Here is a 17,914-nt window from a genome sequence, read left to right as displayed (position 1 = left end):
CGCGCGTCAGAACCCGATCGCGGCGCGGTAGCGCGGCTTGTGTCCGGTGCGCACGCCGGACACGCTCGGCTTGTTCTCATAGACGCCGGCGCCCCAGTTGCCCTCGACGAGCACGGGGCCGTCGTTCGTGGCGACAACGTCCCACCCGGCGTACTGGACCTCCGGCACCTCGCGCGCGGCGCGATCGATCAGCGCGACGGCCTCCTCGAATCGGGGCAGCTGGAACTCGGCGATCGGGAAGCCCGTGTCAGGGTGCGTCTCGTGCACGTTCTCGTGCGAGTCGTAGCCCGCGCTCATCGCGTGCCCCGTGTCGGGGTCGAGCATCGTGTAGAAGCCGCCGTACGACATCTGGTCGCTCACCTCGCCGCGCCCGAACTTCTGCGCCACCGCGAGAATGTGCACGTCCTCGCCGTCGAAGAACGCCGTGATGCGCGTCGTGTTGACGGTGCCGGGGCACACCGCGGCGAGGTCGTCGTGCTGCGCGATGACGTCCTCGAGGAGCAGCTCGCCCGCGTCGAGCAGGCGGCGGTGGAACGCCGACCAGTCCTCGACGTCGGCGGCGTGGTACCGGCGGACCCCGAGGCCCATGTGGCTCACGGGTACCTTGGCGATGACGGTGCCGCGCTCCTCCACGAAGCGGCGCACCTCGTCCGCGCCGTCGGGGGTGACCACGAGGTACGGGCGATGGAGGTAGGCCTCGAAGCGCCGATTGAAGGCGATCTTGTCCTCGAAGATGGCGCGGCCGGCGGGCTGGGAAAAGCGTTGCGCGAGCTGCGCCGAGACGGGGTGCGTCATGAAGGTCGCGCGCTCCTCGGCGGTCAGGATCGCGAAGTCAAAGTCCACGTAGTCCTGAAACGCCACGTCCTTGCGCGCGGCGGACCACAGCATGTCGGCGATCACGGCGGGCACCGCCTTGCCGTGGTGCGCGTGCACCTCCCGGGCGCGGGAGACGACGGATCCGATGTCGATGCGTCGGGCGCGCTCGGCGAGGTAGCGCAGCTTGGGTCCGAGGGCGAGGCCGTTGGCGGGCATGAGTCCTCCGTGTCGGCGGAAAGGGGCGTGCCTCCCGGCGGCGCGCTCGGCGCGCGATCAGGCGGGCGCGGCCTAGTCTAGGTCGGATGAGTGCGACGACTCTGAGCATCAGCGCCCCGCGCGTGCGTGTCTCCCGCGCGGCGCTCGCCCGCGGGATCCGCGCGGCCCGCGACGCGAACCCCGCCGGGGCGATCGATCTGCGTCGCGACGCGTGCGGCCACGGCGCGGACCTCGTCGCCGAGGTGGCGGCGGACGCGGGCGTGCGCCACGCCATCACGGACGGCGGCGACGCACCGCGCCAGCTGACGTTCGCCCCAGAGGCGGATCCGCTGGATCGCGCGACCGTCTTCGGCCTCGCCGGCGGGACGCCCGCCATGACCGCCGCGGGCGCCGTTCTCCAGACGAAGCCCCTCGAGCCGGGCGACGGCGTCTCGTACGGGTATCGTCACCGCGCCACCGCCCGCACGCGCGTCGCGCTCGTGGTCGGCGGCTATGCCCAGGGCATCGCCCGCGCCATCGGCGGGCGGGCGTTCGTCCTCCTGGGCGGCGAGCGGTGCCCCATCGTGGGCCGCGTGGCGATGGACGTGTGCGTCGTCGACATCGGCGCGCTGCCGGTGGCGGCGGGCGACGAGGCGGTGTTTTTCGGATCCGGCGCGGCGGATCTGCTCCCCGCGTGGTGCGAGGCGACGGGCTGGTCTCCGCTCGAGGTGGTGGCGGCGGTGGGCCTCGGCGGCGCCAGGGAGGTCGTCGCATGATCGCGGGCGAGCTGCGCGTCGATCGCGCGCGCCTCGTGGCCAACATTCGGGCGGTGCGCGCGCGCATGGCCCCGGCCGAGGCGCTGGTCGTCATCAAGGACGACGCGTATGCGCTCGGCGTCGACGAGGTCGTTGCCGCGGGACTTGTGGCGGGCGCGCGCTGGTTCGGGGGCATCGACGTTCCGAGCGCGTTGCGCGCGGCGCGGGCAGCCGACGGGCGGGCGCGCGTGATCGCCTGGATGACGGTCCCGGAAGACGAGGCGCGGCGCGCCGTCGCGGGCGGTCTCGAGCTGGGTGTCGGCGATGAGGACTACCTCGAGCGCGTCGCCGCGGCGGCGCGGGCGGCCGGCGTGACGGCGCGCGTGCACCTGAAGATCGACACGGGGCTCCACCGCAACGGGGTGCGCCCCGAGCGGTGGCGGGCCTTCTGCGCGCGCGCCGCGGCGTGGGAGTCCACCGGCGCCGTCCGCGTCGCCGGGATCTGGAGCCACATCGCGGAGGCCTCCGATGCGGAAGACGACGCGTCGCGCTCCGCGTTCGACGCGGCCGTCGCGGTCGCGCGTGAGGCGGGCCTGCGCCCGGAGGTGCGCCACCTCGCCGCGAGCGCGGCGGCGTGGGCGCGGCCCGAGTTTCGCTACGAGCTCGTGCGCGTCGGGGCGTTCTGCTACGGGATCCGCTCGGCGGACGGGCCGGAAATCGCCGGCATCGCTCCCGCGGCGTCGCTCGTCGCGCGCGTGACCGAGGTGGACGACGACGGCGTGATCGTGGGCATGGGTTTTGTCGACGGGTATCCGTCCACGGCCGCGGGCCGGGTCGCGGCGGGGACGCCGGCCGGCGCGCGCGCCGTCGAGGCGGTCGACGCGTTCGCCGCGCGCATCGCGTCGTGGCCCGGCGCGGCGGTCGGCGACGAGGTCGTGCTCTTCGGCACGGGCGCGCACGGCGAGCCGACGCCGACCGACCTGGGCGAAGCGATCGGAACGGTCGGCGAGGAGCCGCTGCTCCGGGTGTCCCGCCTCGTGCCGCGCGTCTACGTGGGAAGCGCTGCCGCCCGATAGCCCCGGCCCAGACGACGATGGCGCCGTTCCCCGCGCTTCGCGGGAAACGGCGCCACTGCCCTGAGGGGCGTCAGCTGGCCGCTTCAGCGGCGAGCCGGTCGGTCTCGTCGTGCCATGCCGTGGCGACGGCACGCAGCTTCTCTTCGAACTTACGGCCGTGGTGCGCGCAGTACAGCAGCTCGCTGCCGCCCACCTCCGCCGCGATGTAGGCCTGGGCGCCGCAGGCGTCGCAGCGGTCTGCGGCGGTCAGGCGGTGCGTGACGGGTGCGTCGGCGGTTGTCGCAGTCATCGTGCTGCCTCCTTAGTTGGGTGCCCATCCGGTGCGTGTTGCGCTACATACAACCACGCCTCGCCGGGAAATCATCCCGAATGCCCGAGCATTCCGCCGCGTTTCGCCAGCGGCGTACGCGCGGCCGGCGGTCAGGGTGTCGCCCCCGGCGGCGGGCGCCGCTCGAAGATAGGATCGAATGCTGTGACCGCTGAGTACTCCGCCCACCATCTCCAGGTGCTCGAGGGCCTGGAGGCCGTCCGCAAGCGACCCGGAATGTACATCGGGTCGAACGGCTCGCCGGGTCTCATGCATTGCCTCTGGGAGATCATCGACAACTCGGTCGACGAGGCCGTCGCCGGCAACGGCGACCGCATCGTCGTCGTGCTGCGCGCGGACGGCAGCGTCGAGGTGCAGGACCGGGGTCGCGGCGTGCCGATCGACGTCGAGCCCCGCACCGGGTTGACCGGCGTCGAGGTCGTGTTCACGAAGCTCCACGCCGGCGGAAAGTTCGGCGGCGGCTCGTACGCCGCCTCGGGGGGCCTGCACGGTGTGGGCGCCTCCGTCGTGAACGCGCTCAGCGAGCGCCTCGACGTCGAGGTCGACCGCGGCGGGCGGACGTACGCGATGTCCTTCCGGCGCGGCGAGCCGGGTGTCTTCGACGACGACGGCGACCCGCGGCCGGACGCGCCATTCCGACCCTTCGACAACGGCAGCGAGCTGCGCGTGATCGGGAAGGCCGCGCGCGGCGTGACGGGGACCCGAGTGCGGTACTGGGCGGACCGCCAGATCTTCACCCGAGACGCCGCGTTCCAGTACGACGACCTGGTCACGCGCGCGCGCCAGACCGCGTTCCTCGTCCCGGGGCTCGAGATCGTCCTGCGCGATGAACGCCAGGCGGCGGAGGCCGAGGGCGACGTCGCGGAGACCGCGTACCGGTTCGACGGCGGGATCTCCGAGTTCGTCGAGTTCTTGTCGACGGACGCGCCCGTCACCGACACGTGGCGCCTCGAGGGCACCGGCTCCTTCACGGAGACGGTCCCGACGCTCCAGGCCGACGGATCCCTGCGTTCCCAGGAGGTCGAGCGCGAGTGCGCGGTGGACATCGCGTTGCGCTGGGGAACCGGCTACGACACGATTACCCGCTCGTTCGTGAACATCATCGCGACGCCGAAGGGCGGCACGCACCAGCAGGGCTTCGAGCAGGAGCTCACGAAGCAGCTGCGCGCCGAGGTCGAGAAGAACGCGCGCCGGCTCAAGGTGGGATCGGACAAGCTTGAGAAGGACGACGTGCTCGCGGGCCTCACCGCGGTGCTGACCGTCTCGGTCCCCGAACCGCAGTTCGAGGGCCAGACGAAGGAGGTGCTCGGCACACCCGCGGTGCGCTCGATCGTCGCGAAGGTCGTGCGGGAGGGGATGAAGGCTCGCTTCGCCTCCACGAAGCGCGACGACAAGAACCAGGTGTCCATGCTGCTCGACAAGGTCGTCAGCGAGATGAAGGCGCGGGTCTCGGCGCGAGCGCACAAGGAGACGCAGAGGCGCAAGAACGCGCTCGAATCCTCCTCGCTCCCCGCGAAGCTCATCGACTGCCGGTCGAACGACGTCTCGAACTCGGAGCTGTTCATCGTCGAGGGCGACTCGGCCCTCGGGACGGCGCGAAAGGCGCGGGATAGCGAGTACCAGGCGCTGTTCCCGATCCGAGGCAAGATCCTCAACACGCAGAAGGCCTCGATCGGCGACATGCTCTCCAACGCGGAGTGCGCGGCGCTGATCCAGGTGGTGGGGGCCGGATCCGGTCGCACCTTCGACATCGACGCGGCCCGCTACGGCAAGGTCATCATGATGAGCGACGCGGACGTCGACGGGGCGCACATCCGCACCTTGCTGCTGACGCTGTTCTATCGATACATGCGGCCGCTGATCGAGCACGGGCGGGTGTACGCCGCCGTCCCGCCGCTCCATCGCGTGATCGTGGTGAACCCGGGATCCCGGCCGAACGAGACGATCTACACGTACAGCGACCGGGAGCTGGACGCGCTCCTCGCGCGCCTGCGCAAGCAGAACAAGCGCTGGCTTGAGCCGATTCAGCGCTATAAGGGCCTCGGTGAGATGGACGCCGATCAGCTCGCCGACACGACGATGTCGCGCGACGGGCGCCTCCTCCGGCGGGTGCGCATGGAGGACGCCGAGGCAGCGGGCCACGTGTTCGAGATGCTGATGGGGAACGAGGTGGCACCGCGGCGGGACTTCATCGTGCGGGGCGCCGCGCAGCTGGACAAGGATGCGATCGACGCGTAGGCCGCGTCCTCACACGCGCAGACCCCGGCGGCGCGGCGCGGTGCGGTTCGGCGCCCCGTCGCGCGCGCCCAGCGTGACGGCGGCGCTGGCGACGACGACCAGCGCGATCGCCGCGGCGCGCAACCACGTCATGCCCTGCGCCAATAGCGCCCAGCCTACGAGTGCCGCGAAGACCGGCTCGAGGCTGAGGAGCACGCCGAAAACGCGCTCGGGCAGGCGACGCAGGGCGACGAGCTCGAGCGAATAGGGGAGCACCGAGGCGAATACCGCGGTCGCGAGAGCCAGCGGGATGAGGCTCGGCTCGAGGGCGAGGCGCGTCATGGCCGGCGCGCCGAACGGGATCAGGCAGATCGAGGCGACGGCGAGGCCCGCGGCGAGGCCTCCCATCCCGGGCACCCGCCCGGCGACCTGGGCGCCCGACCGGATGTAGCCGGCCCACAACGCGGCCGCGACGAGGACGAGCCCGACGCCGAGCGGATCCAGGGGCTCCGCGCCGAGGATGCCGTCGAGCGCGAGCAGCCCCATGCCCGCGAGCGCCACGCCGACGAGCGCGAGCTCCCGCGCGCGCCGCGACAGCGCGGCCGCGAGGGCGAGCGGGCCGAGGAACTCGATCGCGACGGCCGGGCCGAGCGGCAGGCGCTCGATGGCCGCGTAGAAGAACGCGTTCATGCCGCCGAGCGTGACGCCGTAGACCGCGACGGCCCGCCACTGGTGACGGTCCCACGCCACGATCGCCGGCCGCGCGACCGCACAGAGGATAACGGCGGCGACCGTGAGCCGCACGGCCGTCACGCCCCACGGCCCGAGCGTCGGAAACAGCTGCATCGCGACGGCCGCGCCGACCTGCAGGGAGAGGCAGGATCCCATGACGGCGAGGACCCCGATGCGGGGCGCGGAAGCGGGCATGGATCCAGTCTGCGCGACCCGTTAGCATCACACCAGCGCATGTTTATAACGCAGAAGGGTAACGTGATCTTATGCTGAGCCTCCCGCGCCTGCGCCTGCTCAGCGAGCTGTCGCGGCGGGGGACGATCGCCGCGGTCGCCGGAGCGCTGCGATACACGCCCTCCGCGGTCTCGCAACAGCTCGCCCTCCTCGAGCGCGAGACGGGGGTGGCGCTGCTCGAGCGCACGGGCCGCAGCGTGCGGCTCACCTCGGCCGCGGAGCGCCTCGTGCAGCGCGCCGACGGGGCGCTGGCCGAGCTCGAGCGCGCGGAGGTCGAGCTGGTGCGCGGCGAGGGGCCCGTGACGGGCCGACTGCACGCGGCGTCCTTCCAGAGCGTCGTGCTGGCGCTGGCGCCCGCCGCGCTCGACATCCTCGCCCGCCGCCACCCGGACCTCGAGATCGAGATCACTCAGCGCGAGCACGCGCGCGCATACGACGGGCTGCTCTCGCACGCGTTCGACCTCATTCTGGGGGAGGAGTACCCCGGGATTCCCGAGCAGGTGCGCCCGGGTGTGGATCGCTCCGACCTGCTCTCGGATCCGCTTTGCCTCGTGCTCCCGCCCGACGGGTCGCTGGGTCGCCGGCCGCGCCGCCTGACGGATCTCGCGGACGTGCCGTGGGTCCTCGACCCCGAGGACACGGCGACGGGACGCTGGGCGCGGGGCGTCTGCCGGCGCGCGGGATTCGAGCCGCGGGTCCGGTTCGAGAGCCCCGACCTCCTGCTCCACGCGCACCTTGTGCGCACGGGTCACGCCGCGGCGTTCATCCCGGCGCTCCTCGCCACCCCGCACCTGGACGGGCTCTCGCTCGTGGGCCTCCCGGGCGACCCGCACCGCGTGCTATACACGGCCGTCCGCGCGGGCCGGTCGGAGCACCCCGCCGTCGCCGCTTTCCGCGCGGCGCTCGGCGAGGCGCTGGAGGCCGCGCACCCCGGGCCTCCCGCCTGGACGGTGCGGTTCGAGGCGTGAACCCGCCTACGGAATGTCGACGGAGAGAGCTCGCCCGATCGCGTCGACGGTCGCCTCGAGCGGCTGGCCGGACCCGTCGCGCTTGGAGAGCGTGAGCGGGAGGCGTCGGACGGATCCCTTGGCGTCGACCGCGTAGGCGGGGTCGGGCCCGACCCACGCGACGCGGAGGCGGTCCTCGCCCTTCAGGAACGCGTGCGCCCGCACGCCGCCCGTCGCCCGCCCCTTCGACGGGAACTCGCCGAAGTCCGAGATCTTCGCGCGGCCGGCGTCCGTGCCGTCGAGGGTTCCCTCCGCGGCCGAGACGGTGACGACGACGCTCCCGTCGCCGCTCGCAGAGCCGAAGAACAGCACCTCCGCGCCCGGCGCGAGCTTGATGCCCGCCATGCCGCCCGCGGTCGCGCCCTGCGGGCGCACGAGGCCCGCGCCGAAGCGCAGCAGGCGGGCGTCGGTCGTGACGAAGACGAGATCGGCGTCGTCGTCGGCCAGGGTCGACCCCACCACGCGATCGCCCGGCTTCAGCGCGATCACGCTCGTCTCCGGCTTGGGAGGAACGGCGGCGGGGACGAATCGCTTGACGGTGCCGAGGGCGGTGCCGAGCGCGACCGGCGTCTCGCCGGCCAGCTCGACGAGCGAAACGATCGACTCGGCGCGGTCGGTCAGCCCGATGTAATCGCGGAGGAGCACCCCCGCGCTGAGCGAGATCGAGGCCGGGGGAACGGACGGCAGGTCGATGGGGTGGAAGCGCACGAGGCGCCCGAGCGACGTCAACGCGCCGAGCTCGCCCCGCACCGTGCCGCGCGCCGTCGACGCGATCGCGTCGTGCTTGGCCCGGCGCGACGGCGCGCGCACGGGCTCACCCTCTGGAGTGTCGATGCGCACGGCGCGCCCCGTCGCGGAGAGCGCGACGAGGGTCGGCCCGTCGGCAATCTGCAGATCGGCGTCGCCCTTCGCCGACGGGCGCTTCGCCGCGGGCCGGGCGTTGAGGAGCACCGTTCGGCGGGGCGTCCCCAGCTCGTCCGCGACCTCCGCGAGCTCGGCGGCGACCTGCGCGCGGATCCGCTCGTCGGACGCCAGCAGCTCCTCGAGCGCGGCGATCTCGGCGAGGAGCTCATCGCGCTCCTTCTCCAGCTCGAGGCGCGAGAACTTCGTCAGCCGGCGCAGGCGGAGCTCGAGGATGTACTCGGCCTGCACCTCCGACAGGTCGAAGACCTGTTGCAGGCGGGTGCGCGCTTCCTCGGTGGTCTCGGAGGAGCGGACGACCTGAATGACCTCGTCGATATCGAGGATCGCGATGAGCAGGCCGGCGACGAGGTGCAGGCGCTCCTGCCGGCGGGCGAGGCGGAACCGCGAGCGCCGCGTGACGACGTCGATGCGATGGTTGACGTACACCACGAGCATGTCGCGGAGGCCGAGCGTCGACGGCTGGCCGTCGACGAGCGCGACGTTGTTGAAGCCGAAGGAATCCTCGAGCGGCGTGAGGCGATAGAGGCGCTCGAGGACGGCCTCGGGATCGAACCCCGTCTTCACGCCGATCACGAGCCGCAGCCCGTGGTGGCGGTCGCTCAGGTCGTTGACGTCGCTGACGCCCTGCAGCTTCTTCGACTGCACCGCATCCTTGAGCTTCTCGATGACGCGCTCCGGGCCGACCATGTACGGCAGCTCGGTCACGACGATGCCGGTGCGCCGCGGCCCGATCTGCTCGATCTGGGCGCGCGCGCGCACCTTGACCGACCCGCGGCCGCGCTCGTAGGCGTCGCGCACGCCGTCGAGTCCCATGAGGATTCCGCCCGAGGGAAAGTCCGGCCCCGGGACGAACTCCATGAGCTCCTGGGTCGTGGCATCAGGGTGGTCGAGCAGGTGGGTCGCGGCCGCGACGACCTCGCCGAGGTTGTGCGGCGCCATGTTGGTCGCCATGCCGACGGCGATGCCGGTGGCACCGTTGACGAGCAAGTTCGGATACGCCGAGGAGAGAACCTCCGGCTGCATGAACTGGCCGTCGTAGTTCGGCACGAAGTCCACGACGTCCTCGTCGAGGTGCTCCGTCATGCGCATCGCGGGGCGGGCGAGGCGCGCCTCCGTGTACCGCGCCGCCGCCGGGCCGTCGTCGAGGGATCCGAAGTTTCCGTGGCCGTCGACCAGCGGCACCCGCATCGCGAAGTCCTGGGACAGGCGCACGAGCGCGTCGTAGATCGCGCTGTCGCCGTGCGGGTGGAGCTTTCCCATGACCTCGCCGACCACGCGGGCGCTTTTGACGTGCCCGCGCTCGGGGCGCAGCCCCATGTCGGCCATCTGGTAGAGGATGCGGCGCTGGACGGGCTTGAGCCCGTCGCGCGCGTCCGGGAGCGCGCGCGAATAGATCACGGAGTACGCGTATTCGAGGTACGACCCCTGCATCTCGGACTCGAGCGGGACGTCCTCGATGCGCTCGTTCGCGGGTTCGGCGGGTGCCTGCTTGCGCGCCATGCAGACCTCTCTGTGCGATCGGGTGAGCGGGCCGTGCACGTCGGCGGGCGCAACGCGGTCGCCGTCGCCCGGAAGACCCGCTGTGGGAGACTGGCCCGGATGCACTCGATCCTACCGGCGGGCCCCGAGCGGGCCCCCAGCCTCACCGGAGTGGCGCCCGAGATGATCCGCACGCTTTCGGGCGACGGCACGTGGCTGGGTCCCGTGCGGTCGGCCGTCCTCGTCGTGGTGGACGGGCTGGGGGCCATCCCCCTCCGTGCCCACAGGGCGCACGCCCGGCGCCTGGCCCAGGCCATGCCCCGATCGCACGTGGCGCGCACCGTGTTCCCCTCGACGACGGCCGCGGCGCTGACGAGCATCCTCACGGGAGCGTCGCCCGGCGCCCACGGCCTCGTTGGGTACCGCGCGCTCGACCCCGACGCGGATCGCCTCGTCAATCAGCTCTCGGGCTTCGACTCCGGCCTGATCGATCCGCGGTTGTGGCAACGAGCCGCCACGGTCTTCGAGTCCGCGCCGGGGCCGCGCTACGCCGTCGGCATGAGCGCGTATCGCGCGAGCGGCCTGACCGCCGCGATCCTGCGCGGCGCCGAGTACGTGTCGGAGGACGATCTCGCGCAGCGCGTGCGCGTCGCGGTCGCGCTCGCGAGCGCCGAGCCGGGGGCGTTCGTGTACTGCTATGCCCCAGAGCTCGACCAGGCCGGACACCGATTCGGCGTCGACTCCCCTCAGTGGCGCGCGTCGCTCGAGGCGATCGACCAGGCGCTTGCGCCGCTGTTCACGATGCCGCGCGAGGTCGGGGCGATCGTCACGGCGGATCACGGCATGGTGGACGTGCCGAGCCATCGGCACGTCCTGCTCCGCGATGGCGACCGCCGCCTCGTCGGCGTGCGCCACATCGGCGGGGAGCCGCGCCTCCTCCACCTGTACGCGGAACCCGGGGCGGATCCCGCGGACATCGCGCGCGCATGGGCCGAGGACTCCGGGCCCGCGGCCGACGTATCCCTCGGCTCGGCGGCGGTCGACGCGGGCCTGTTCGGCGAGGTCGCCGCGGGCGTGCGCGGGCGCATCGGCGACGTGCTGGTGGCCGCGCGCGGCGCGTGGGCCTTCTACGACGATCGCCTGGACGACAAACGGCCGCAGCGGATGATCGGCCAGCACGGCTCGACCACTCCCGAGGAGATGACCGTCCCGCTCATTCGCGCGGGCGGCTACGCCGACTGAGCCTTAGTCGTCTGTGCGTGCCCCGAAGACGATCTCGTCCCAGGAGGGCATCGCCGGGCGCCCGCGACGGCGGGTGCCGTCGTGGCCGGGCCCCGACTCGGGCTCGGGGGCGTCCTCCTTCGGCTCGTCGCTCTCGGTCTCGTCGGCTGAGGAGGGGGGCGTCGGCGTCGCGGGCTGCCCGAGAATCGCGACCGGGCGCGCGTCGCGCACCTCGTCGTCCTGCGGCGCGGGCGGCGCCTCGCGCTGACCGCGCCGCCGCCGCAGCGCTTCGAGCAGGTCTGCCGTGTCGGCGGCGGGCTGCTCGTTGGGCTCGGGGGCGGCCTGCTCCTCCTGGAAGGCCTCGGCGTCGAACGAGGAAGCATCCTTCCCCTCGACGACGTCGAGGGCCCGGAGACGGGGGATGAGCCCCTCGGGCATGCGCCCCTGGCGGGAGAGCTGCGCGGCATCGTCATTCGCGGGGGCGAGCGCGCTCCGGCGCGGCTCGTAGGACCAGCGCGCGTCGTGTTCGACGCCGGCGGACGCGAAGACGAGCTTGACGACCCAGCCGTCGTCCTCCTTCCAGCTCGTCCACCGCTCGCCCGTCGCGGCGAGCTCCGACAGCTTCTGACGGATCGCCGTCCCGAACGTCGGGTTCTCGTCCTGGTCGAGCTGGATCCCCGTCAGCACCGGCATCGCGAGCGCGCGCCCGACGATGTGCTCGCGCTCGGCCAGCACCGGCCCCTCGAAGAGGCGCACGCGCTCGACGGGGCAACCCAGGAGTTCGGCGACGTCCTCCGCGGCGAGGCCGCGCCGAATGTGCGCCTGGATCTCGCGGGGACTCGGGCCGGCGTCGCGCGGCTTCGGGTCGGTGGCGGTCTGGGCTCGGCGAATCTCCGAGCGCAGCATGTCATCGATGTCGAGAGTGAAGCGCTGTCCGTGTTCCGTGGCCAGGACGAGACGCTGTCCCTCGGTGCCCACGATGGTCAGGTGTTCCATCCTGCTCCTCTCCGCCTGCGCGCCCCGCGCGCGGGCGACCGGAGCAATGGTGTCACGCCCCGCCGCCGAATCCGGGAATAGAGCGCGCGTGGCGCGCGTTTGGCGGGGTGAGGGATCCGGCGCGCCCCACGCCCGCGTTCATTTGCGATTATCGCGCGACTCGTGCAAACTATGGCCGCCGCGGACGCGACGCCCGATCGTCGTCCCATCCTGACGACGCAGATCGACGCGCCCGGCCCTCCCGCGCGCGCCTGGCGCGACGCGGACGCTCCACCCCACAGACCACGAAAGAAGTGACGCGCTCACGATGGCTACCGATTACGACGCACCGCGCAAGAACGAGGACGAAGGCAACGAGTCCATCGAGGCCCTGAAGGCCGCGCGCTCGACGCAGACCACCTCGATCGAGAGCGAGGATGCCGACAACCCCAGCTTCGTGCTGGGCGGCAACGACCTCTCGAACGTCGAGCTCGACGTGGTCGTGCTTCCGCCGCAGCAGGACGAGTTCACCTGCATGAGCTGCTTCCTCGTGAAGCACCGTTCGCAGCTGGACCACGCCGAAGCCGCGGGCCCGATCTGCACCGACTGCGCGGCCTGACGCCCTCAGGCCCCCCGCGCACGCCGGATCGCCGCTGCCAGGCGATCCGGCGTGCGCGTCGAGACGGTCCAGGTTCGCACCGGGTCGTCGGGGTCGGTGTTCGGCACGATCACGACGCCGGCGATCCCGCCGCGAAGCAGATACCAGCCGCGCGGATCCAGGCCGGCTCCGCGTGCGTGCGCCGCCTCGGCTCCCGTCAGGGCCACGGGCTCTCCCAGGAACCCCAGGTCGATGTGCGCACGACCGGCGCGAAGCTCGCCGGCCTCAACGCGCACGACGGGCGCCGCCCAGACCAGCGCGGCCACGAGTAGCACGGCGGTGGCGATTCCGAGCGTGAGCGCCGCGACGGCGCTGTACTGCACGAACACGAGGGCCACCATCGGTGCCACAGTCGCCGACCCGGCGAGAACCTTCAGGGACGGCGTCAGGCGCTCGCGGTAGCCGCGCGCCGCGCGGGGGGTGGGGGAAGAGATCTGCATTACCCTCGATGCGTGAGTGATTGTGTAGACGTTCCCATTGTCGCATCCGAGATTCCCCGATACGCCCACCCGGGCGATGCCGGGGCGGACCTCGTGGCGGCGGAGGGCCTCACGCTCACTCCGGGCTCGCGGGCGCTCGTGTCGACGGGCGTGCGCGTCGCCGTGCCCGACGGCTTCGCCGCCTTCGTCATGCCGCGCAGCGGGCTCGCCGCCCGCCACGGCGTCACGGTGGTCAACGCGCCCGGCGTGGTCGACGCGGGCTACCGCGGCGAGGTCATGGTGGCGCTCATCAACACCGACCCCGACGCGCCGTACGAGATCGCGGTGGGAGACCGCATCGCGCAGCTGGTCGTGATGCCCGTCGCGCGCGCGATGTTCCACCCCGTGCACGACCTCGACGATTCCTCGCGCGGCGTCGGCGGCTTCGGATCCTCCGGCTACGCCGCGCGCGCACACGACACGACAGAGAAGACGACACCCCATGACTGATTCCCCCGCGGAGCTTCCGTCCGCACGCAAGTCGGCCCCCGAGGACCGCCCGCAGTCGGGCCCGTTCGACGAGTCGGAGGCGAACCCGGTTCGTCCCTACATCGACCTGGGCGGGATCAAGATCCTTCCGCGCGAGGGTCTGAACCTGCGTCTCGAGGTCGAGGAGAAGACCCAGCGCATCGTCGCGGTCGGGCTCGACTACGCCGACTCCACCCTGCAGGTGCAGCCATTCGCCGCACCGCGCTCGGCCGGCCTGTGGCACGAGACTCGCGACCAGATCCGCGCGCAGGTGTCCCAGCAGGGCGGGCGCGTCGAGGAGCGCGAGGGTGGCCTCGGGCCGGAGCTCCTCGCCGAGGTTCCCGTGAGCCCGGCCGAAGGATCCGGGCGTCGCCTGGCGCGCTTCGTCGGCGTGGACGGCCCCCGCTGGTTCCTGCGCGGCGTGATCGGCGGGAAGGCCGCGAGCGACCCCCAGGCGGCGGCCGAGGTGGAGGACCTGTTCCGCTCTATCGTCGTCGTTCGCGGCGGATCCCCGATGCCGCCGCGCGACCTGATCCCGCTCTCGATGCCGTCGACGCCCGGTTCGTGATGCGCCAAGCGGAGCCGGAGCGCCCGGAGGACGAGCCCTCGGCAGCGTCCGCGATCAGCGCGGCTCTCGGCGGTGCGGCGCGCCGCGCGGGCCTGGACCCGGCGACGTCCGCGTCGACGGGCCACGTCGTGTGGGCGGCGATGGGAGGGGTGCGGGGTATTTTCGAGTCCGTCGTGCCGCTCGTGGTGTTCCTCGTCAGCTTGACGGTGTGGCGCGATCAGCTCTGGCTCGCCGTCGTATGCTCCGTCGGCGCGGCGGCCGTCTTCACCCTCATTCGGCTCGCGCAGCGGCAGTCGCCGTCCGCCGCGCTCGGCGGCCTCATCGCCGTCGGCGTCGCGGGCGCGCTCGTCCTGTTCACAGGCCGCGCCGAGGACAACTTCATCCCGGGCTTCGTGACGAACATCCTCTACGGATCCGCGTTCCTCATCTCCGCGCTCGCGCGCTGGTCGCTCATCGGCCTCGCGGTGGGATTCCTCATGGACGAGGGCACGGCGTGGCGACGCGATCGCCGCAAGCGCCGCGCGTTCCGGTGGCTCGCGATCATGTGGGCGGCCCTGTTCTTCGGTCGCTTCGCGGTGCAGTTCCCGATGTGGCTCGCGGGCGTCGACGTCCAGACCCTCGGCATGGTGAAGCTCGTGATGGGGATCCCGCTGTTCGCGCCGCTCGTCGCGGTGACCTGGCTGTCCGTGCGCGCGCTGTATCCGCGCGCCGGGGGAGGGGCGCGCGCCGACACGCCCACCGCGTGAGGCGGCCGAACGGCCTAGGCCCGTCGTGTACGATTTATCTTGACATCAAGATAAATTGCGCCGACGGGCCCGAACCGTCTCCCCGCGCTCTCGTGTTAGGACGGCCTTGGTAGCCGTGCGCGCGAGGGGGGAGCAATATGGGAGGCGCAATGCCGCGGTCGACCAGGAGGAGACAACCGTGTCCACGGTGAACAGCTTCGGTGCCAAGAGCACCCTGAAGGTCGGGAATACCGACTACGAGATCTACCGCATTGACGCGGTCGAGGGCTACGAGAAGCTTCCGTACAGCCTCAAGGTTCTCCTTGAGAACCTCCTGCGCACGGAGGACGGCGCGAACGTCACGGACGGGCAGATCCGTGCGCTCGGCTCCTGGGACGCTCAGGCGGATCCCGACACGGAGATCCAGTTCACGCCCGCGCGCGTCGTGATGCAGGACTTCACGGGCGTTCCCTGCATCGTCGACCTGGCGACCATGCGTGAGGCCGTCGCCACGCTCGGCGGCGACCCCAACAAGATCAACCCGCTCGCGCCCGCCGAGATGGTCATCGACCACTCGGTGATCGCCGATCTCTTCGGCCGTGCCGACGCCTTCGAGCGCAACACGGAGATCGAGTACGAGCGCAACGGCGAGCGCTACCAGTTCCTACGCTGGGGCCAGACCGCGTTCGACGACTTCAAGGTCGTCCCGCCCGGAACGGGCATCGTCCACCAGGTCAATATCGAGTACCTGGCGCGCACGACCTTCACGCGCGAGGTGGGCGGCGCTCTGCAGGCCTACCCCGACACCTGCGTCGGCACCGACTCGCACACGACGATGGTCAACGGCCTCGGCGTGCTCGGGTGGGGCGTCGGCGGCATCGAGGCCGAGGCCGCGATGCTCGGTCAGCCCGTCTCGATGCTCATCCCCAAGGTCGTGGGCTTCAAGCTCACGGGGGAGATCCCGATGGGCGTGACCGCGACCGACGTCGTGCTCACGATCACCGACATGCTCCGCCAGCACGGCGTCGTCGGTAAGTTCGTCGAGTTCTACGGAGACGGCGTGGCCCAGGTGCCGCTCGCGAACCGCGCCACGATCGGCAACATGAGCCCCGAGTTCGGCTCGACCGCCGCCATGTTCCCCGTCGACGACGTCACGATCGACTACCTGCGCCTGACGGGCCGCAGCGACGAGCAGCTCGCGCTCGTCGAGGCGTACGCCAAGGAGCAGCACATGTGGCACGACCCGTCGGTCGAGCCCACATTCAGCGAGTACCTCGAGCTCGACCTGTCGACGGTCGTTCCGTCGATCGCCGGCCCGAAGCGTCCGCAGGACCGCATCGAGCTCACCCACGCCAAGGAGCAGTTCGGCGTGGACCTCGCGAACTACGCGGTCGCGTCGACGAACGTCGACGAGGCTGTCGCGGAGTCCTTCCCCGCGTCCGACGCCCCCGCGCTGACCCCCGAGAGCGACGAGGAGCACGTGGAGCACGTGCCGTTCGTGGCGTCGGCACCGGCGAACATCTCCAAGCCGAGCAAGGTGTCCGGCCCGAGCGGTGACTACACGCTCGACCACGGCGCCGTGACGATCGCCGCCATTACGTCGTGCACGAACACGTCGAACCCGTCGGTCATGCTCGCGGCGGGCCTGCTCGCGCGCAACGCGGCGCAGAAGGGCCTCACCTCGAAGCCCTGGGTCAAGACGACGATGGCGCCCGGTTCCAAGGTGGTCACGGACTACTACGAGAAGGCCGGCCTCAACGACGACCTCGAGGCCCTCGGCTTCTACACCGTCGGCTACGGCTGCACCACGTGCATCGGCAACTCGGGTCCGCTGATCGAAGAGGTCTCCCAGGCGATCAACGACAACGACCTCGCCGTGACCGCGGTGCTCTCGGGTAACCGCAACTTCGAGGGGCGCATTAACCCCGACGTCAAGATGAACTATCTCGCGTCGCCGCCGCTCGTGATCGCGTACGCGCTGGCCGGATCGATGAACTTCGACTTCGACAACGACGCGCTCGGCACGGACCAGGACGGCAACGAGGTGTTCCTCAAGGACATCTGGCCGTCGGCCGACGAGGTGCAGGCGACGATCGACTCGTCGATCAACACCGAGATGTTCGACCGCCAGTACGCCGGCGTGTTCGAGGGCGACGAGCGCTGGAAGAGCCTGCCGACGCCGACCGGTTCCACGTTCGAGTGGGCGGAGGAGTCGACGTACGTGCGGAAGCCTCCGTACTTCGACGGCATGACGCTGGACCTCACGCCGGTGGCCGACATCGAGGGAGCCCGCGTGCTCGCGAAGCTCGGCGACTCGGTCACGACCGACCACATCTCGCCGGCCGGCGCGATCAAGGCCGACAGCCCCGCTGGTCAGTACCTGACCGAGCACGGCATCGACCGCAAGGACTTCAACTCGTACGGGTCCCGTCGCGGAAACCACGAGGTGATGATCCGCGGCACGTTCGCCAACATCCGTCTCAAGAACCAGCTCCTCGACGGCGTCGAGGGGGGGTTCACGCGCGACTTCACGCAGGAGGGCGGCCCGCAGTCGTTCATCTACGACGCGGCCCAGAACTACGCCCGCGAGGAGACGCCGCTCGTCATCCTCGGCGGCAAGGAGTACGGATCCGGGTCCTCGCGCGACTGGGCAGCCAAGGGCACGAGCCTCCTGGGCGTCAAGGCCGTCATCACGGAGAGCTTCGAGCGCATCCACCGTTCGAACCTCATCGGGATGGGCGTCGTGCCGCTGCAGTTCCCCGAGGGGCAGTCGATCGAGTCGCTCGGGCTGGACGGCACCGAGGTCTTCTCGATCGCGGGCCTCGCGCAGCTGAACGAGGGCGTCACGCCGAAGACGGTGCGCGTGACGGCGCAGCCGAGCGAGCACTCGCCCGCGGGCAAGCAGACGATCGAGTTCGACGCGGTCGTGCGCATCGACACCCCCGGCGAGGCGGACTACTACCGCAACGGCGGCATCTTGCAGTACGTGCTGCGGAGCCTCGTCTAAGCCACACCCGCATTGCGCCGCGGCCGGGCCCCGAAAGGGCGCCCGGCCGC

16 protein-coding genes are annotated in these 17,914 nt (G+C 71.7%); 10 read left to right on the top strand and 6 right to left on the bottom strand.

What is annotated here, in order from left to right; genetic code table 11:
- Positions 1 to 6: 6 nt before the first annotated feature.
- Positions 7 to 1,032: a sugar-transfer associated ATP-grasp domain-containing protein gene (locus GJQ66_RS07700; protein WP_155048738.1), complete on the bottom strand. Its 1,026-nt coding sequence runs from the start codon at positions 1,030 to 1,032 to the stop codon at positions 7 to 9.
- Positions 1,033 to 1,118: 86 nt separating this feature from the next.
- On the opposite strand from GJQ66_RS07700, the gene GJQ66_RS14095 reads away from it, so the two are divergent.
- A complete protein-coding gene (locus GJQ66_RS14095) occupies positions 1,119 to 1,787 on the top strand; it encodes an alanine racemase C-terminal domain-containing protein (protein WP_196215836.1) in 669 nt (222 codons plus the stop codon).
- Complete coding sequence (locus tag GJQ66_RS07690; protein ID WP_155048737.1) at positions 1,784 to 2,842, top strand: alanine racemase; 1,059 nt, start codon at positions 1,784 to 1,786, stop codon at positions 2,840 to 2,842. The genes GJQ66_RS14095 and GJQ66_RS07690 overlap by 4 nt, the downstream gene beginning before the upstream one ends.
- Positions 2,843 to 2,912: 70 nt before the next feature.
- Here the strand turns inward: GJQ66_RS07690 and GJQ66_RS07685 are convergent, their stop codons facing one another.
- The gene (locus GJQ66_RS07685; RefSeq protein ID WP_155048736.1) at positions 2,913 to 3,131 is read right to left on the bottom strand and encodes a hypothetical protein; all 219 of its coding nucleotides are present in this window, start codon (positions 3,129 to 3,131) and stop codon (positions 2,913 to 2,915) included.
- A gap of 183 nt (positions 3,132 to 3,314) precedes the next feature.
- On the opposite strand from GJQ66_RS07685, the gene GJQ66_RS07680 reads away from it, so the two are divergent.
- Positions 3,315 to 5,408, top strand: a complete 2,094-nt coding sequence (locus tag GJQ66_RS07680; protein ID WP_368732789.1) for a type IIA DNA topoisomerase subunit B — start codon at positions 3,315 to 3,317, stop codon at positions 5,406 to 5,408.
- A gap of 9 nt (positions 5,409 to 5,417) precedes the next feature.
- Here the strand turns inward: GJQ66_RS07680 and GJQ66_RS07675 are convergent, their stop codons facing one another.
- The gene (locus GJQ66_RS07675; protein ID WP_155048735.1) at positions 5,418 to 6,314 is read right to left on the bottom strand and encodes a DMT family transporter; all 897 of its coding nucleotides are present in this window, start codon (positions 6,312 to 6,314) and stop codon (positions 5,418 to 5,420) included.
- Between the two features lie 71 nt (positions 6,315 to 6,385).
- Between GJQ66_RS07675 and GJQ66_RS07670 the strand changes: the two genes are divergently transcribed.
- Entirely contained in the window at positions 6,386 to 7,321 is a 936-nt protein-coding gene (locus tag GJQ66_RS07670; RefSeq protein ID WP_155048734.1) for a LysR family transcriptional regulator, read from the top strand.
- 6 nt (positions 7,322 to 7,327) lie between these two features.
- On the opposite strand, the gene GJQ66_RS07665 is transcribed toward GJQ66_RS07670, so the two are convergent.
- The gene (locus GJQ66_RS07665; protein ID WP_230379424.1) at positions 7,328 to 9,784 is read right to left on the bottom strand and encodes a DNA topoisomerase (ATP-hydrolyzing) subunit A; all 2,457 of its coding nucleotides are present in this window, start codon (positions 9,782 to 9,784) and stop codon (positions 7,328 to 7,330) included.
- A gap of 99 nt (positions 9,785 to 9,883) precedes the next feature.
- Here GJQ66_RS07665 and GJQ66_RS07660 point away from each other — a divergent pair, with 99 nt between their 5' ends.
- Positions 9,884 to 11,005, top strand: a complete 1,122-nt coding sequence (locus tag GJQ66_RS07660) for an alkaline phosphatase family protein (RefSeq protein ID WP_155048733.1) — start codon at positions 9,884 to 9,886, stop codon at positions 11,003 to 11,005.
- Between the two features lie 3 nt (positions 11,006 to 11,008).
- Here GJQ66_RS07660 and sepH read toward each other — a convergent pair whose 3' ends face one another.
- The gene (gene sepH / locus GJQ66_RS07655; RefSeq protein WP_155048732.1) at positions 11,009 to 11,980 is read right to left on the bottom strand and encodes a septation protein SepH; all 972 of its coding nucleotides are present in this window, start codon (positions 11,978 to 11,980) and stop codon (positions 11,009 to 11,011) included.
- Positions 11,981 to 12,287: 307 nt separating this feature from the next.
- Here sepH and GJQ66_RS07650 point away from each other — a divergent pair, with 307 nt between their 5' ends.
- Entirely contained in the window at positions 12,288 to 12,578 is a 291-nt protein-coding gene (locus tag GJQ66_RS07650; RefSeq protein WP_155048731.1) for a DUF4193 domain-containing protein, read from the top strand.
- Positions 12,579 to 12,583: 5 nt separating this feature from the next.
- Here GJQ66_RS07650 and GJQ66_RS07645 read toward each other — a convergent pair whose 3' ends face one another.
- Positions 12,584 to 13,057: a DUF3093 domain-containing protein gene (locus tag GJQ66_RS07645; RefSeq protein WP_155048730.1), complete on the bottom strand. Its 474-nt coding sequence runs from the start codon at positions 13,055 to 13,057 to the stop codon at positions 12,584 to 12,586.
- Positions 13,058 to 13,069: 12 nt separating this feature from the next.
- On the opposite strand from GJQ66_RS07645, the gene dut reads away from it, so the two are divergent.
- From dut to acnA, 4 genes are all read left to right on the top strand, one after another.
- Positions 13,070 to 13,546: a dUTP diphosphatase gene (gene dut / locus GJQ66_RS07640; protein ID WP_368732788.1), complete on the top strand. Its 477-nt coding sequence runs from the start codon at positions 13,070 to 13,072 to the stop codon at positions 13,544 to 13,546.
- Positions 13,539 to 14,132, top strand: a complete 594-nt coding sequence (locus GJQ66_RS07635) for a DUF3710 domain-containing protein (RefSeq protein ID WP_155048728.1) — start codon at positions 13,539 to 13,541, stop codon at positions 14,130 to 14,132. Before dut ends, GJQ66_RS07635 begins: the two co-directional genes overlap by 8 nt.
- The gene (locus GJQ66_RS07630) at positions 14,132 to 14,878 is read left to right on the top strand and encodes a DUF3159 domain-containing protein (RefSeq protein WP_155048777.1); all 747 of its coding nucleotides are present in this window, start codon (positions 14,132 to 14,134) and stop codon (positions 14,876 to 14,878) included. Before GJQ66_RS07635 ends, GJQ66_RS07630 begins: the two co-directional genes overlap by 1 nt.
- 178 nt (positions 14,879 to 15,056) lie before the next feature.
- Positions 15,057 to 17,864 carry an aconitate hydratase AcnA gene (gene acnA / locus GJQ66_RS07625; RefSeq protein WP_368732787.1) on the top strand — a complete coding sequence of 936 codons (2,808 nt, stop codon included), beginning with the start codon at positions 15,057 to 15,059 and terminating at the stop codon, positions 17,862 to 17,864.
- Positions 17,865 to 17,914 lie beyond the last annotated feature (50 nt).

The organism is Microbacterium sp. ZXX196, from assembly GCF_009709595.1.
GTDB lineage: Bacteria > Actinomycetota > Actinomycetes > Actinomycetales > Microbacteriaceae > Microbacterium > Microbacterium excoecariae.
Note: the sequence above shows the minus strand (reverse complement) of the source record. Positions and strands in the feature narration are given on the sequence as shown.

Coding starts and splice junctions, on each gene's coding strand:
- GJQ66_RS07700 (WP_155048738.1), bottom strand. CDS start 1,032: ATGCCCGCCAACGGCCTCGCCCTCGGACCCAAGCTGCGCTACCTCGCC.
- GJQ66_RS14095 (WP_196215836.1), top strand. CDS start 1,119: ATGAGTGCGACGACTCTGAGCATCAGCGCCCCGCGCGTGCGTGTCTCC.
- GJQ66_RS07690 (WP_155048737.1), top strand. CDS start 1,784: ATGATCGCGGGCGAGCTGCGCGTCGATCGCGCGCGCCTCGTGGCCAAC.
- GJQ66_RS07685 (WP_155048736.1), bottom strand. CDS start 3,131: ATGACTGCGACAACCGCCGACGCACCCGTCACGCACCGCCTGACCGCC.
- GJQ66_RS07675 (WP_155048735.1), bottom strand. CDS start 6,314: ATGCCCGCTTCCGCGCCCCGCATCGGGGTCCTCGCCGTCATGGGATCC.
- GJQ66_RS07670 (WP_155048734.1), top strand. CDS start 6,386: ATGCTGAGCCTCCCGCGCCTGCGCCTGCTCAGCGAGCTGTCGCGGCGG.
- GJQ66_RS07665 (WP_230379424.1), bottom strand. CDS start 9,784: ATGGCGCGCAAGCAGGCACCCGCCGAACCCGCGAACGAGCGCATCGAG.
- GJQ66_RS07660 (WP_155048733.1), top strand. CDS start 9,884: ATGCACTCGATCCTACCGGCGGGCCCCGAGCGGGCCCCCAGCCTCACC.
- sepH (WP_155048732.1), bottom strand. CDS start 11,980: ATGGAACACCTGACCATCGTGGGCACCGAGGGACAGCGTCTCGTCCTG.
- GJQ66_RS07650 (WP_155048731.1), top strand. CDS start 12,288: ATGGCTACCGATTACGACGCACCGCGCAAGAACGAGGACGAAGGCAAC.
- GJQ66_RS07645 (WP_155048730.1), bottom strand. CDS start 13,057: ATGCAGATCTCTTCCCCCACCCCCCGCGCGGCGCGCGGCTACCGCGAG.
- GJQ66_RS07635 (WP_155048728.1), top strand. CDS start 13,539: ATGACTGATTCCCCCGCGGAGCTTCCGTCCGCACGCAAGTCGGCCCCC.
- GJQ66_RS07630 (WP_155048777.1), top strand. CDS start 14,132: ATGCGCCAAGCGGAGCCGGAGCGCCCGGAGGACGAGCCCTCGGCAGCG.